This is a genomic window from Streptomyces sp. NPDC058001, assembly GCF_042886315.1.
GTDB lineage: Bacteria > Actinomycetota > Actinomycetes > Streptomycetales > Streptomycetaceae > Streptomyces.
In genome coordinates this window covers 274,185-288,515 of the sequence record NZ_JBHVQT010000016.1, presented here as the reverse complement: position 1 = coordinate 288,515, position 14,331 = coordinate 274,185, and the positions used below count along the sequence as shown (strand labels likewise).

Genomic DNA, 14,331 nt, shown 5'->3' with positions numbered 1-14,331 from the left:
CCCCCGCATCATGCGGGGGCGCCGCCACCGTCGTACCCGCGAGTCATACCCGCGAGGGGGCTTTAGCTGAAGGAGTCGCCGCAGGCGCAGGAGCCCGTGGCGTTCGGGTTGTCGATCGTGAAGCCCTGCTTCTCGATGGTGTCGACGAAGTCGATGGAGGCGCCGCCGAGGTAGGGGGCGCTCATCCGGTCGGTGACGACCTTGACCCCGTCGAAGTCCTTGACGACGTCGCCGTCGAGGGAGCGCTCGTCGAAGAAGAGCTGGTATCGCAGGCCGGAGCAGCCGCCGGGCTGGACGGCGACGCGAAGCGCCAGGTCGTCCCGGCCTTCCTGGTCGAGCAGGGCCTTGACCTTGCCCGCGGCGGCGTCGGACAGGGCGATGCCGTCGGTGGTCGTGGTCTCGTCCGATACGGACATCTACATCTCTCCCGGGTTGTACGGAGACTGCTTGCCGACGTGTGCAACCGGCGGGGCCGCGGATTCATTCCGGGCCGGGGTGTCTTTCCTCGTGCGCTTTCCATGCTCGCACACGGGCCCGCGGACCGGCACTGCCGCGGCTGCCGGTGATGCGTCACATCGACGCGATGGGCATCGTCAACGTGACGTGAAGCAGTTATGATAGATAGCGTCAAATAGACGAAAAGGCGGGTCGGGGCGAGAGCCCGCAGGCCGCCCCAGAGCCGCCGAGAGCCCCCGCGCACAGCAGCGCCCCGGGGCCATCCCTCGCAGAGAAGAAAGGGTGCGTGACGTGACCACCGCCCAGCCCCTGGATGTCCAGCCGACCCCGCTCGCCCTGCTGCTGCTCGGCCGTGAGGCCGACCCGCGCAGCGAGCGGGGCGTGGAATGCCCCGGAGATCTGCCGTCACCCTCCGACCCGGACCTGGTCGAGCGGGCCCGCGCGGCCAAGGAGAAGCTCGGGAACAAGGTCTTCGTACTCGGGCACCACTACCAGCGCGACGAGGTCATCCAGTTCGCGGATGTCACGGGTGACTCGTTCAAGCTGGCCAGGGACGCCGCCGCCCGCCCGGAGGCCGAGTACATCGTCTTCTGCGGTGTGCACTTCATGGCCGAGTCCGCGGACATCCTCACCGGCGACGACCAGAAGGTCGTCCTGCCCGACCTCGCGGCCGGCTGTTCCATGGCCGACATGGCGACCGCCGAACAGGTCGCCGAGTGCTGGGACGTACTGACCGACGCGGGCGTCGCCGAACAGGTCGTGCCCGTCTCCTACATGAACTCGTCCGCGGACATCAAGGCGTTCACGGGTCGGCACGGCGGCACCATCTGCACCTCGTCCAACGCGCGGCGGGCGCTGGAATGGGCCTTCGAGCAGGGTGAGAAGGTGCTCTTCCTGCCGGACCAGCACCTCGGGCGCAACACCGCCGTCCGTGATCTCGGTCTCTCGCCGGACGACTGCGTGGTCTACAACCCGCACAAGCCCGGCGGCGGTCTGACCGTTGAGCAGTTGCGCGCCGCGAAGATGATCCTGTGGCGGGGCCACTGCTCGGTGCACGGCCGCTTCTCACTGGAGTCCGTCGAGGACGTCCGGGCCCGGATCCCCGGTGTCAACGTCCTGGTGCACCCGGAGTGCAAGCACGAGGTCGTCGCGGCGGCGGACCAGGTCGGCTCGACGGAGTACATCATCAACACGCTGGAGGCGGCGCCCGCCGGTTCCAAGTGGGCGATCGGTACGGAACTGAATCTCGTACGGCGACTGGCGAACCGTTTCGCCGACCAGGACAAGGAGGTCGTCTTCCTCGACAAGACGGTCTGCTTCTGCTCGACCATGAACCGCATCGACCTGCCGCACCTGGTGTGGACCCTGGAATCCCTCGCCGAGGGCAACCTGGTCAACCGCATCGAGGTGGACCGGGAGACCGAGCGGTACGCGAAGCTGGCGCTTGAGCGGATGCTGGCTCTTCCGTAGGCCGGCCTGGGCCGACGAAAGGGTCCGGAGTACTCGCGTACTCCGGACCCTTCTGCTGTTACGGGACGGACGGGACCGTCAGACCTGTACCGGTTCCGGTGTCTCGACCGCCTGGGGCGCCCCCCGCTTCGCCTCGCGCTTGGCGCGTCGCTTGTCCTTGCGGAGTTCGACGATCGCGTACAGCGTCGGGACGAGGAGCAGGGTCAGCAGCGTCGAGGAGATCAGACCGCCGATCACCACCACCGCGAGCGGCTTGGCGATGAATCCGCCCTCGCCCGTGACGCCGAGCGCCATGGGAAGCAGCGCGAAGATCGTCGCCAGGGCCGTCATCAGGATCGGGCGGAGCCGGTGCCGGCCGCCCTCGATGACGGCGTCGACCGTGCTGTAGCCCTGACGCCGGTACTGATTGATCAGGTCGATCAGCACGATCGCGTTGGTGACGACGATGCCGATGAGCATCAGCATGCCGATCATCGCGGGCACACCCATCGGCGTACCGGTGAGGAGCAGCATGCCGATCGCGCCGGTCGCCGCGAACGGGATCGACACCAGCAGGATCAGCGGCTGCACCAGCGAGCGGAACGTCGCGACCAGGACCATGAAGACGATCGCGATGGCCGCCAGCATCGCCAGGCCGAGCTTCATGAACGCGTCGTCCTGGTCCTGCGAGACACCGCCGATGGACGCCGTGGCGCCGTCGGGCAGCTTCAGCGAGTCGATCTTCGATTGGAGTTCGGTGCTCACCGCGCCGGTGTTGTCACCGGTCGGCCGGGCCGTGATGGTCGCGGCCCGCTGACCGTCGATCCGGGTCATGGAGACCGGCCCGTCGACCAGCTTCACGGTGGCGATGTCGCCGAGCTTCACCGGACCGAGCGGCAGGGCCTTGAGCTGGTCCATGGTCTCGGCGGGCTTGGCGGACCGTACGACGATGTCGCGCTCGGTGTCGTCGAGGGTCGCCTTGCCGGTGACCGAGCCGTTGACCGCCTGGGTGACGGCGGCGCCGAGCGTGGCGTCGTTGAAACCCGCGGCGGCGGCCTTGTCGTTGGCCGTCACGGAGATCCGCGGCACGGACTGCGACAGGTCGCTCTGGACGTCGGTGACGTCATCGAGCTTCGCGACCGTGTCCCGGACCTGGTCGGCCGCCTCGCGCAGCACCTCGCCGTCCGCGGCCTTCACCACGACGCTGAGGTCCTGGCTGCCGAAGCCGTCACCGGCGGCGATCGTCGTCTGGCCGATCCCGGACAGCTCGCCGAGACCCTCCTCGATCCGGGTCTGGGTCTTGTCGAAGGACGCCTTGTCCTCCAACGTGACCTGGAACGACGCCTGGTTGGTGTCGGTGCCGCCGCCGAAGGCCGCCATGAAGCCGGACGAGCCGATGGTGACCTGGTAGTCCTTGACGTTGTCGATGCCTTCGAGCATCGTCTCGATCTTCTTCGCGGACGCGTCGGTCGCCGCCAGGCTGGTGCCCGGCTTCAACTCCTGCTTGATGGTCAGGATCTCCTGCTCGCCCTGGTCGAAGAAGTTGGTCTTCAGCAGGGGCGCCATCGCGAAGGTCGCGACGAGGACCAGGACCGCGATGGCCAGGCTGGTGAGGCGGCGACGGGTCGCGAACCGCAGCACCGGCACGTACACACGCTGGAGGCGGCTGCGGGCCTCCTTCTCCTCCGCCTCGCGGCGCGCCTCGTCGGGGTCGACGCCCCGTACGGACTTCGGGGGCCGCAGGAACCAGTACGAGAGCACCGGGACGACGGTCAGCGAGACCAGCAGGGACGCGAGGAGCGCCGCCGTGATCGTCAGGCTGAACGAGCCGAAGAGCTGGCCGACCATGCCGCCGACCAGACCGACCGGCAGGAACACCGCGACGGTGGTCAGGGTCGAGGCGGTCACGGCGCCCGCGACCTCCTTGACCGCATTCAGGATGGCGTCCTGACGTTCCTCGCCGTAGCCGAGGTGGCGCTTGATGTTCTCCAGGACCACGATCGAGTCGTCGACGACGCGGCCGATGGCGATGGTCAGGGCGCCCAGGGTCAGCATGTTGAGCGACAGGTCCCGGGTCCACAGGACGATCAGCGCGAGCACGATCGACAGCGGGATGGAGACCGCGGTGACCAGGGTCGAGCGGACCGACGCCAGGAACACCAGGATGACGAGGACCGCGAAGAGTAGACCGAGCGCGCCCTCGGTGGTGAGACCGTCGATGGACTTGGAGACCGCGGGGCCCTGGTCGCTGACCACGGTGAGCGTGGCGCCGGAGCCCAGGTTCTTACGGAGTTCGGGCAGCTTGTCCTTGACCGCGTCCGAGATGGCGACGGCGCTGCCGTCCCGGTCCATGGTGAGCGCGACCGCGAGGCTGGGCTTGCCGTTGGTGCGGGTGAGGGAGTCCGCCTTCGACGGCTCCTGCTTCACCGACGCGATGTCCGACAGGGGGACGGGCTTCTTGCCGCCCTCGCCCGTGATCATCAGGTCCTCGATCTGCCGCAGCGAGGTGAAGCCGCCGCCGACCTGGACCGTGCGGTTGCTGCCGCCCTCGTCGAAGGAGCCGGCCGGGACGGTCGCGCCGCCCGCCTGGAGCGCCTGACCGAGGGCCGCCGAGCCGATGCCGGCCTGCGCCATCTTCTTGTCGTCGGGCGTGACGGTGACCTGGAGGTCGCGGACGCCGTCGATGGTGACCTGGCCGACGCCGTCGATGTTCTTCAGGTCGGGCACGACCGTGCGGTCGAGCTGGTTCTTCAGCGCCTGCTGGTCCTTGTCCGAGGTGACGGCGAGGACCACGGTCGGGATGTCGTCCGTCGAACCGGCGATGACCTGCGGGTCGACGGCGGCGGGCAGTTGGGCGCGGGCGCGGTTCACGGCCTGCTGGACATCGGCGACGAGCTGCTTGGTGCCGCCTCCGAAGTCGAACTGGGCCATGATCACGGCGCTGCCCTCGCTCGCCGTGGAGGTGACACCGGTGATGCCGTCGACCGCCTCGATGCTGTCTTCCAGCGGTTCGACGACCTGCTTCTCGACCACATCGGGGGACGCACCCTGGTACGGGGCCAGGACGGACACCATCGGCAGTTCGATGGTGGGCAGCAGCTGCTGCTTGAGCTGGGGTATCGCGATGGCACCGAAGACGATCGCGATGATCGACATCAGTCCTATCAGGGCCCGTTGAGCGAGGCTGAATCTGGACAGCCAGGACATGGGTGACGGTCTCTCTTCTGTGGCTTGCGCGGCAGGAGGAGGCACATCTGAAGCCCCCGAGCTACACCTTGCGCCATGCCCGAACCCCTATTCCTCGGTCCCAGGTCCCTTTCCTTATGCGATGCATACTGCGGGCGGAGTACGCGCCGTACACCTTCGGGTCTAGGTCCCGGGTGGAGGGGTCATTCCGTGCGGGGGCGTACGAGTCCCGACTCATAGGCGATGACGACGAGTTGGGCGCGGTCGCGGGCGCCGAGCTTGGCCATGGCCCGGTTCACATGGGTCTTCACGGTGAGCGGGCTCACTTCGAGGCGCTCGGCGATCTCGTCGTTGGAGTGGCCGCCCGCGACCTGGACGAGGACTTCGCGTTCGCGGACGGTGAGCGCGTCGAGCCGTTCGGCGCGGGCCGGGTCGCGGTCGTCGTCGCCGTCGCCCTGGGCGAGGAACCGGGCGATCAGGCCCTTGGTCGCGGCCGGCGAGAGCAGGGCCTCACCGGCGGCGGCGACCCGGATCGCGTTGAGCAGTTCCTCGGGCTCCGAGCCCTTGCCGAGGAAACCGGAGGCGCCGGCCCGTAGCGACTGGACCACGTACTCGTCGACCTCGAACGTCGTCAGCATCACCACCCGGACCCCGGCGAGCGCCGGGTCGGCGCAGATCAGCCGGGTCGCGGCGAGACCGTCGGTGCCGGGCATCCGGATGTCCATGAGGACGACATCGGCCCGCTCGGCGCGGGCGAGGCGTACGGCTTCGGCGCCGTCGGACGCCTCGGCGACCACCTCCATGTCGGGCTCGGAGTCGACAAGCACCCGGAACGCGCTGCGCAGCAGTGCCTGGTCGTCGGCGAGCAGCACCCGGATGGCGGTCATACGCGGTCCCCCGTCTCCGTCGTGCCCTGGGTGGCACGGACCTTGACCGGCAGGATCGCATGGATCCGGAAGCCGCCTCCGTAACGGGGTCCGGCGGCGCAGCTGCCGCCGAGCGCGCCGACGCGTTCCCGCATGCCGAGCAGGCCGTGTCCGCCGCCCTCCTCCAGGGGCCGGTCGGATTCGCCGGGGTGCGGGAGACCGTCGCCCGTCGCGGCGGTGCCGCCGTCGTCAAGGACGGTGATCTCCACCCTGGCGCCTACCCGGACGACGCTGACCTCGGCCTTCGCGTTCTCGCCCGCGTGCTTCTGCACATTGGTCAGGGCCTCCTGGATGATCCGGTACGCGGCGAGGTCGACGGCGGCGGGCAGTGTCGTGCCGTGGTCGCCGCGGGCCACCTCGACGGGCAGCCCCGCGTTGCGGAAGGTGTCGACCAGCTCTTCCAGCCGGTCCAGGCCCGGCGCGGGTTCGGTGGGGGCCTCGGGGTCGCCGGTCTGCCGCAGCAGGCCGACGGTGGCGCGCAGTTCGCCGAGCGCGGAGCGGCTGGCCTCGCGGACATGGGCGAGAGCTTCCTTGGCCTGGTCGGGGCGCTTGTCCATGACATGCGCGGCGACGCCCGCCTGGACGTTCACCAGGGCGATGTGGTGGGCGACCACGTCGTGCAGGTCGCGGGCGATCCGGAGGCGTTCCTCGGCGACACGGCGCCGGGCCTCCTCCTCGCGGGTGCGTTCGGCGCGTTCGGCGCGTTCGCGTATGGCGTGCACGAAGGCGCGGCGGCTGCGGACGGCGTCGCCCGCGGCGGCGGCCATACCGGTCCAGGCGAAGATGCCGAGGTTCTCCTGGGCGTACCAGGGCAGCGGCCCCGCGAGCATGGCGGCGGCCGTCAGGGCGGTCATGGTGGGCAGGCCGACGCGCCAGGTGGTGGGCCGGTCGGTGGTGGCGGCGACGGTGTACAGCGCGACGACGGCGCTCATGACGACGGGGGCGCGGGGTTCGCCGCTGACCAGCTCCACGAAGGAGAGGGCGCCGGTGGCGTACAGCACCGGCATGGGTGCGCGGCGCCGGAAGATCAGCGCGGTGGCGGCGAGCACCATGAGGACGATGCTGAAGGCGCTGGGGGTGTGGGTGCCCCAGTGGTCGGGACCGTGCTTCTGCGGGTCGACGAAGGCGCCGGTGATCATGCAGACCAGGACGCCTGCCGCCAGGGCTGCGTCGGGGGCCAGCGGATGCTCCCTGAGCCAGGAGCGGACGGCCTTCGCCCGGTGATGCAACGCCGCTCCTCCCGCGTGGGACCTGACCCGACCACAGCCTGACCTGCGGTCGGCCCTCGGCCCTGCGGCCGGTCGACCATTCCGCCGGACACTCACCGTGAGGGCGGAGCACCGCTGCGGCGGCGAAAACACCCGGCCTTGCCGGGTACTCAGCCAGGGATCAGGCCCTCGTCCGTCAGAAGGTCCCGGACCTGGTCGAGGGTGGCGTCGGATGACGGCAGGATCAGTTCCGACGGTTCCAGGGAGTCGTCGGGGAGAGGCGTTCCCAGCTCTCGGACCTTGTCCAGGAGCGTGGTCAGGGTGTGCCGGAAGCCCGGACCGTCGCCGTTCTCCACTTCGGCCATCAGTTCGTCGTCCAGCTTGTTCAGTTCGGTGAGGTGGCTGTCGGCCAACCTCACCTGCCCCTCCCCCATGATCCGTACGATCATGACGCCCTCCTCGGCGTGGGCTACTGCTTGTCGAAGCGCGGAGTGTCCTGCGGCTGCTGCCCCTTGCCGGCCTCCTGGCCGCCCTCGATGGCCTGCTGCGACGACGAGGAGCCGCCCGCCAGCTCGGCCTTCATGCGCTGGAGCTCCAGCTCTACATCCGTACCACCCGAGATGCGGTCCAGCTCGGCGGCGATGTCGTCCTTGGCCATGCCGGACTGGTCGTCCAGGGCACCCGAGGCGAGCAGCTCGTCGATCGCGCCCGCACGTGCCTGGAGCTGCGCCGTCTTGTCCTCGGCGCGCTGAATCGCCAGGCCGACGTCGCCCATCTCCTCGGAGATGCCGGAGAACGCCTCGCCGATCCGGGTCTGCGCCTGGGCGGCGGTGTACGTGGCCTTGATGGTCTCCTTCTTGGTGCGGAAGGCATCGACCTTGGCCTGGAGCCGCTGCGCCGCGAGGGTGAGCTTCTCCTCCTCGCCCTGGAGGGTGGTGTGCTGCGTCTCCAGGTCCGTGACCTGCTGCTGGAGCGCGGCGCGCCGGGACAGCGCCTCACGGGCCAGGTCCTCGCGGCCGAGCGCGAGTGCCTTGCGGCCCTGGTCCTCCAGCTTGCTGGACTGGCCCTGGAGCTGGTTGAGCTGAAGCTCCAGGCGCTTGCGGGACGTCGCCACGTCGGCGACACCGCGGCGCACCTTCTGAAGCAGCTCCAGCTGTTTCTGGTACGAGTAATCGAGGGTCTCGCGCGGGTCCTCGGCCCGGTCAAGGGCTTTGTTCGCCTTCGCGCGGAAGATCATCCCCATACGCTTCATGACACCGCTCATGGGCTTCGCGCGCCCCCTTCTGACGGACTCCAGCTCAAGCTCTCCAACAGGTCCCACAGTACGGGTCCTGCCTCTATTACCGCACTGTTCGGGGACGGATGCGCTCATCCCCAAGGACGAGTGCGGCCGGATCAGCTCCGGCGTAGGGAGTAGGTGTTCCCCGAGGTCCGTCCGGCGAACCGTCGGCAACGTCCGGTCTGCCCCAGGAAGGACGACCGGTGTTGCCGGATCGTTCCCCACCGGGCCGGTGTCCATGCCTCGGCACCCCGTACCCTTGGGTTTTGTGTTCCGTAGCCGCGCCAAGGAAGAGAAGGCCACCGCCGCCAAGGCGGCCGTGACCGACTCCAAGCAGACCCGTGACCCGCAGGCCCCCAAGGGCCGCCCGACCCCCAAGCGCAGCGAGGCCCAGGCGCCGCGCCGCTCCGTGGCGAACACGAAGCTCACGCGCAAGGACGCCTCGAAGCGTCAGCGCGACGAGCGGCGTACCGCGATGGAGCGCCAGCGTCAGGCGCTCGCCAGTGGCGACGAGCGTTATCTGCCCGCCCGGGACAAGGGCCCGGTGCGGAAGTTCGCGCGTGACTTCGTCGACTCCCGCTTCTGCATCGCCGAGTTCTTCCTGCCGCTGGCGGTGATCATCCTCGTACTGAGCATGGTCCGTGTGCCGCAGCTCCAGAACGTCGGGATGCTGCTGTGGCTCGCGGTGATCGTGCTGATCATCCTGGACTCGGTCGGCCTGGTGGTCCGCCTGAAGAAGCAGCTCAACGCGCGCTTCCCCAACGAGTCCAAGAAGGGCGCCACGGCCTACGCGCTGATGCGCACGCTCCAGATGCGCCGTCTGCGGCTGCCGAAGCCGCAGGTCAAGCGCGGAGAGCGGCCCTGAGTCCGGATTCCTTCCCGGACGGTGCGGCGACCTGGCCGGACGGTCCGGGCGGGCTGCGTGACGCCGTACGGCAGGAGTTGGTGGCCCGGCAGCTCGACGAGCAGATAGCCGGCCGGTTCCGGGTGGGGCGACGGCTGCGGGTGCTCGACGTCGGCATGGGGCAGGGCACCCAGGCGCTGCGCCTGGCGCGTGCCGGTCACGCGGTGACGGGTCTGGAGCAGGACGCGCGGATGATCGCCGCCGCGCGGGCCGCCCTGGCCGCGGAACCGGAGGGTATCCGGCAGCGGGTCCGGCTGATCGAGGGCGACGGCCGGGACACCGGGGTGCACTTCCTGCCCGGCAGCTTCGACGTGGTGCTGTGCCATGGCGTGCTGATGTATGTCGAGGAGCCGGATCCCCTGGTCGCGGGGCTGGCCCGGATGCTGGCCTCCGGCGGGCTGCTGTCCTTGCTGGTACGCAACGCCGACGCCCTGGCGATGCGGCCGGGCCTGAACGGGGACTGGGCGGGGGCGCTGACGGCGTTCGACTCGACCGCGTACCGCAATCGGCTGGGGCTCGACGTACGGGCCGACCGGCTGGGCGCGCTCACCGCGACGCTCGCGGGGATCGGGGCGCCCCTGCACGCCTGGTACGGCATACGGGTCTTCACGGACACCGCCCCCGACAAGACCCCGTCGCCGCCCGATCTCGCGGCCCTCATCGACGCGGAGGACCGCGCGGGCCGTACCGATCCGTACCGCGGGGTGGCCGCACTGCTGCATCTGTGCGGGGTTCGGGGCTGAGGCCCCCTGATCGGACCCCCACCGGAAGCCGGACATACCGGTCCGAAGTGATACTCCGGACATGGACATAACCCCTCGTACCCATGGCCGTACCCGTGGCCACCGGCCGCTGCTCCCCCTGGTGGCCGCCGCGGTCCTGGTGGCACTGGTCGGTGGCTGTTCCGATGCCGGATCGTCGTCCGGGCGGACCGACACGACCACCCGGGCCGCCCCGCCGGTCAAGGCGTCGAACAGCCTCCAGGACGACTACGAGAGGGTCATCAAGGACGTTCTGCCGTCCGTCGTACAGGTCCAGGGCTCCAAGGACCTGGGCTCCGGCGTGGTCTACGACGCCCAGGGCCATATCGTCACCAACGCGCATGTGGTCGGCACCGACCGGACGTTCAAGGTGACCACCGCCAACAACGAGTCGGCGCTGACCGCCAGGCTGGTGTTCGCCTACCCGGAGCAGGACCTCGCGGTGGTCAAGCTGGACAGTGTGCCGTCGGGCCTGAAGGCGGCGTCGTTCGGGGACTCCTCGCAGGTCCAGGTCGGGCAGATCGTGCTGGCGATGGGCTCACCGCTCGGGCTGTCCTCCAGCGTCACCCAGGGCATCGTGTCGGCGGTCGGGCGGACCGTCAGCGAGGGCAACGGGGGCGGGGGCACCGGCGCGACCATCGGCAACATGATCCAGACGTCGGCCGCGATCAACCCCGGTAACAGCGGGGGCGCGCTGGTCAACCTGGACAGCAAGGTCATCGGTATCCCGACGCTGGCGGCGACCGACCCCCAACTGAGCAACAGCGCGGCGCCCGGTATCGGGTTCGCGATCCCCGCGAACATGGTGAAGACCATCGCGGACCAGATCATCAAAGAGGGCAAGGTGACCGACTCGGGCCGGGCCGCGCTCGGCATCACGGGCCGTACCGTCGTCGGGCCCAACTACCAGCCCGCCGGCGTCGCGATCGTGTCCGTGACCAACGGCGGGGCCGCCCAGAAGGCGGGGCTCCAGGCCGGGGACATCATCACCAAGGTGGGCAATCAGCAGATCAGCACGATCACCTCGCTCTCCGAGGTGCTGGCGTCCGACAAACCGGGCGACAAGGTCCAGGTCACGTACACGCGGGACGGGAACGAGAACACGGTCGACGTGACACTCGGCGCGATGTAGTCCGGCGGCGCACCAGGTATCCAGCGGTACGCCCGGCCGTACGCGGGTACGGCCGGGCGTAGGTGGTACGGGACGTGAGGCTCAGGTCGCGGCGTCCTCCGACGCTGCCTCCGGCTCCGTCTCCGACTCCGCGTGCAGGCTCATCGGCCCGTAGATCTCGGTCGCGTCCTCGAACAGGCGGACCTGGTCGGCGCCGCCCGCGACGAGTTCCTTCCACACCTCACCGATCCAGGACTCGGCGTCCCCCTGCGTGGTGAAATCCTCGGGCTGCACCGCGGGCCGGACCTCTGTCCCATCGGCCTTCTCGAACCGCCACGTCCACGCCGCCATACCAGCCTCCCGAGGTTCGATCACGCTGTGAACGCCCCCGAGCCTATGCGCTCCGCTGGTGGACCGGTGCGGGAATCGCGGGGCGTGGGTGGCTGGTTGCGCAGTTCCCCGCGCCCCTGTGAGGGGGCTGGCCCTGTGCGGAAAGTGCAGGAGGTGCGTGGCTGGGCGGGCCCACGCGGCGGAGCCGCACATGTCAGCGCCCCGCGCCCCTGTGAGGGGCCTGGCCTGTGCGGAAAGTGCAGGAAGTGCGTGGCTGGTTGCGCCCACGCGGCGGAGGCGCACATGTCACCGCCCCGTACCGGAGTTCGCCGCGCGGTCGGGGACGCGGGAGGATCTTCCCGTGGAACTGACACTGCTCGGCACCGCAGGACCCGAGGGTCTGCCGCGGCCCGGCTGCCCCTGTGCCGTCTGCGCCCTGGCGTTGCGGGAGGCCGCCCGTGGCGCGACGGCGGCGCTCGTGGACGGCACGCTGCTGCTCGATCTGACACCGGGCGCGGCGTTCGCCGCGGCCCGCGCGGGTCACTCGCTCGGGGGCGTACGCCAGGTGCTCCTGTCCCATCCGCACGACGGCCCGGCCGTCGAGGTGCCCGCGGGGCTGCCGCAGCCCGGCCGGGTGCCCGACGGGCGTGAGCTGGCGCTGCTCACCGGGCACCGGGTACGCGCGGTCCCGATGGACTCCCCCGGTACGGGGTACGCGGTCACGGGCCCCGACGGACAGCGGCTGCTGTATCTGCCGCCGGGCGCCGCGCCCGCGGGGCTCACCGACGACGGCCCGTACGACCTGGTGCTCGCCGATGTCGTGGGGCGTCCGGACGCGGTGGCCCGGCTGCGGGCGTCCGGCGCCGTGGGGCCCACCACCGATGTGGTCGCGGTCCATCTGGACCACGACGTGCCGCCGGGCCGTGAGCTGCGGCGCCGGCTCGCGGCGGCCGGGGCGCGCGCCGTCCCGGACGGTACGACGCTGACCGTGGGCGCCTATGAGGACGTACCCGACGTACCGCGCAGGACGCTGGTGCTCGGCGGGGCCAGGTCCGGGAAGTCGGTGGAGGCCGAGCGGCGTCTCGCGGCGTTCCCCGATGTGTTGTACGTGGCCACGGGCGGGGCGCGGGACGGCGACGCGGAGTGGGCGGAGCGGGTGGGCGCGCACCGGGAGCGGCGGCCCGGGTCGTGGCGGACCGTCGAGACCTGTGACCTGGTGCCGTTGCTCGACGAGGCCGGGCCGCCGCTGCTGATCGACTGTCTGTCGCTGTGGCTGACGGACGCGATGGACACCGTGAACGCGTGGGACGACGCCGAGTGGGCCGGGGGCGGGGAGCGGGAACTGCGGCGGCGCGTCGAGGAGTTGACGTCGGCCCTGCGCAGGACCCGGCGGACGGTCGTCGCCGTGTCCAACGAGGTCGGCTCGGGCATCGTCCCGGCGACGGCCTCGGGCCGCCGCTACCGGGACGAACTCGGCCGCCTGAACACGGCGTTCGCCGCCGAGTGCGAGCACGTCCTGCTCATCGTGGCAGGACACGCGATGCGCCTCCGAGGCTAACCACCGCCGTCCTTACGGGCGATGACCCGGTACGTGTTGGTGAAGCTCGTCCGGGAGGTCAGCGGGGTCAGGGCGTGGTCCGTTGCCTGGGCCGCGCTGATCAAAGGCGTTGCCGCTCGGGTCAGAGTTCGGCGGGTTCGACGCTGGAGGGGGGTCGGAGGGTGGGTGCGCCAGGGGGTGTCGGGGCGGGGCAGCCAGCGGTCCAGGGCGAGGATGAGGGCGCCGGAGAGGTCGAGCGGGGTGTGGGCGGCGCGGGTGTCGGTGACCACGACCGTGAAGCCGAGGCGGCGCAACTCGCGGCGGAGGTTGGTCAGGGGGATCAGATGGAGGGCGCGGCAGTGCGCGGGCCACCAGCGGCCGAGCAGGGCGGCGGCGCGGCTGTCCGGCTCCGGCGTCTCGATCAGCAGGTGGCCGCCGGGGCGCAGGACGGCGTGGGCGGCGAGGAGTTCGGCGCGCGGATCGAGGACGCGTTCCAGGTGGTGGAACATGCTCAGCACGTCGTAGCGGCCGGCCAGCAGGGGGACGAGCGCGGGGAGCGTGCCTCGGTGGCCCTCCTCGATCCGGCCCCGCTCCACCGCTTCCTCGACGGCGGGCCCCGGGTCCAGTCCGTCGAAGGAGGTGTACGGGTGCACGCCTTGGGCGACGGCCGGGAAGAGGGCGTCGCCGGTGCCCACGTCCAGCCAGCTCTCGGGCTCGCCGAACGGCAGCAGCGCGCGGGCGGCGGCCCGGTGGCGCCGTCGTCCGTGCCGGGCGGAGAAGACCCGTGCCGTCCGGTCCGCCGCGTCACGCTCGTAGAACTCCAGGCCCTCGGGGGTCAGCCGCGGGTTCTGGAAGCAGTGCCCGCACTCCCGGCACCGTTCGAGAACGAAGACGCCGGGCTTGTGCTGGAGCAGGTCGGTGGAGCGGAGCCGGACGCCGAGGCCGGTGGAGCCGCACCACGGGCAGTCGGGGCGGCGTCGCTCGTGGAAGTGGTCGGTGCCGCGGGCGAGTTCGGTCTGATACGCGGGGCGCCGTTCGGCGACGGTCCGCTCGGCGACGGTCTGCTCTGTGGGGGGCACAAACCGGAACGTAAGGGATCATGGCGACGGGTTCAACGACAGAGCGGAACCGGTGCGTCACGCGGCGGGACGTCCATGACCGGACGCGGACGCTGCCGGTACTGT

General features: G+C 70.6%; 13 protein-coding genes. 5 read left to right on the top strand and 8 right to left on the bottom strand.

What is annotated here, in order from left to right; translation table 11 throughout:
• Positions 1-62: 62 nt before the first annotated feature.
• On the bottom strand, positions 63-416 hold the full coding sequence (locus ACFVT5_RS35995) for a HesB/IscA family protein (RefSeq protein ID WP_389896970.1): 354 nt from the start codon (positions 414-416) through the stop codon (positions 63-65).
• A gap of 331 nt (positions 417-747) precedes the next feature.
• On the opposite strand from ACFVT5_RS35995, the gene nadA reads away from it, so the two are divergent.
• On the top strand, positions 748-1,926 hold the full coding sequence (nadA, locus tag ACFVT5_RS35990; RefSeq protein ID WP_389896968.1) for a quinolinate synthase NadA: 1,179 nt from the start codon (positions 748-750) through the stop codon (positions 1,924-1,926).
• Between the two features lie 78 nt (positions 1,927-2,004).
• On the opposite strand, the gene ACFVT5_RS35985 is transcribed toward nadA, so the two are convergent.
• From ACFVT5_RS35985 to ACFVT5_RS35965, 5 genes are all read right to left on the bottom strand, one after another.
• On the bottom strand, positions 2,005-5,112 hold the full coding sequence (locus tag ACFVT5_RS35985; protein ID WP_389896966.1) for an efflux RND transporter permease subunit: 3,108 nt from the start codon (positions 5,110-5,112) through the stop codon (positions 2,005-2,007).
• 182 nt (positions 5,113-5,294) lie between these two features.
• Positions 5,295-5,978 carry a response regulator gene (locus ACFVT5_RS35980; protein WP_389896963.1) on the bottom strand — a complete coding sequence of 228 codons (684 nt, stop codon included), beginning with the start codon at positions 5,976-5,978 and terminating at the stop codon, positions 5,295-5,297.
• Positions 5,975-7,246 carry a sensor histidine kinase gene (locus tag ACFVT5_RS35975; protein WP_389896961.1) on the bottom strand — a complete coding sequence of 424 codons (1,272 nt, stop codon included), beginning with the start codon at positions 7,244-7,246 and terminating at the stop codon, positions 5,975-5,977. The genes ACFVT5_RS35980 and ACFVT5_RS35975 overlap by 4 nt, the downstream gene beginning before the upstream one ends.
• Before the next feature lie 149 nt (positions 7,247-7,395).
• Complete coding sequence (locus ACFVT5_RS35970) at positions 7,396-7,674, bottom strand: hypothetical protein (RefSeq protein ID WP_389896959.1); 279 nt, start codon at positions 7,672-7,674, stop codon at positions 7,396-7,398.
• 20 nt (positions 7,675-7,694) lie between these two features.
• Positions 7,695-8,489, bottom strand: a complete 795-nt coding sequence (locus ACFVT5_RS35965; protein ID WP_389896957.1) for a PspA/IM30 family protein — start codon at positions 8,487-8,489, stop codon at positions 7,695-7,697.
• 253 nt (positions 8,490-8,742) lie between these two features.
• On the opposite strand from ACFVT5_RS35965, the gene ACFVT5_RS35960 reads away from it, so the two are divergent.
• From ACFVT5_RS35960 to ACFVT5_RS35950, 3 genes are all read left to right on the top strand, one after another.
• Positions 8,743-9,369 carry a DUF3043 domain-containing protein gene (locus ACFVT5_RS35960; protein WP_389896955.1) on the top strand — a complete coding sequence of 209 codons (627 nt, stop codon included), beginning with the start codon at positions 8,743-8,745 and terminating at the stop codon, positions 9,367-9,369.
• Between the two features lie 80 nt (positions 9,370-9,449).
• Positions 9,450-10,151: a class I SAM-dependent methyltransferase gene (locus ACFVT5_RS35955; protein ID WP_389896952.1), complete on the top strand. Its 702-nt coding sequence runs from the start codon at positions 9,450-9,452 to the stop codon at positions 10,149-10,151.
• Positions 10,152-10,212: 61 nt separating this feature from the next.
• A complete protein-coding gene (locus tag ACFVT5_RS35950; protein WP_389896950.1) occupies positions 10,213-11,301 on the top strand; it encodes a S1C family serine protease in 1,089 nt (362 codons plus the stop codon).
• 81 nt (positions 11,302-11,382) lie between these two features.
• Here the strand turns inward: ACFVT5_RS35950 and ACFVT5_RS35945 are convergent, their stop codons facing one another.
• Positions 11,383-11,631, bottom strand: coding sequence for a hypothetical protein (locus ACFVT5_RS35945; protein ID WP_389896947.1), 249 nt, complete (start codon positions 11,629-11,631; stop codon positions 11,383-11,385).
• A 340-nt stretch (positions 11,632-11,971) separates the two neighbouring features.
• On the opposite strand from ACFVT5_RS35945, the gene ACFVT5_RS35940 reads away from it, so the two are divergent.
• Positions 11,972-13,168, top strand: a complete 1,197-nt coding sequence (locus ACFVT5_RS35940; protein WP_389896945.1) for a bifunctional adenosylcobinamide kinase/adenosylcobinamide-phosphate guanylyltransferase — start codon at positions 11,972-11,974, stop codon at positions 13,166-13,168.
• Here the strand turns inward: ACFVT5_RS35940 and ACFVT5_RS35935 are convergent.
• Positions 13,165-14,226 (bottom strand): class I SAM-dependent methyltransferase, encoded by a 1,062-nt coding sequence (locus tag ACFVT5_RS35935; RefSeq protein ID WP_389896943.1) that lies wholly within the window; start codon positions 14,224-14,226, stop codon positions 13,165-13,167. The two genes, ACFVT5_RS35940 and ACFVT5_RS35935, sit on opposite strands and share 4 nt — an antisense overlap.
• Between the last annotated feature and the right edge of the window lie 105 nt (positions 14,227-14,331).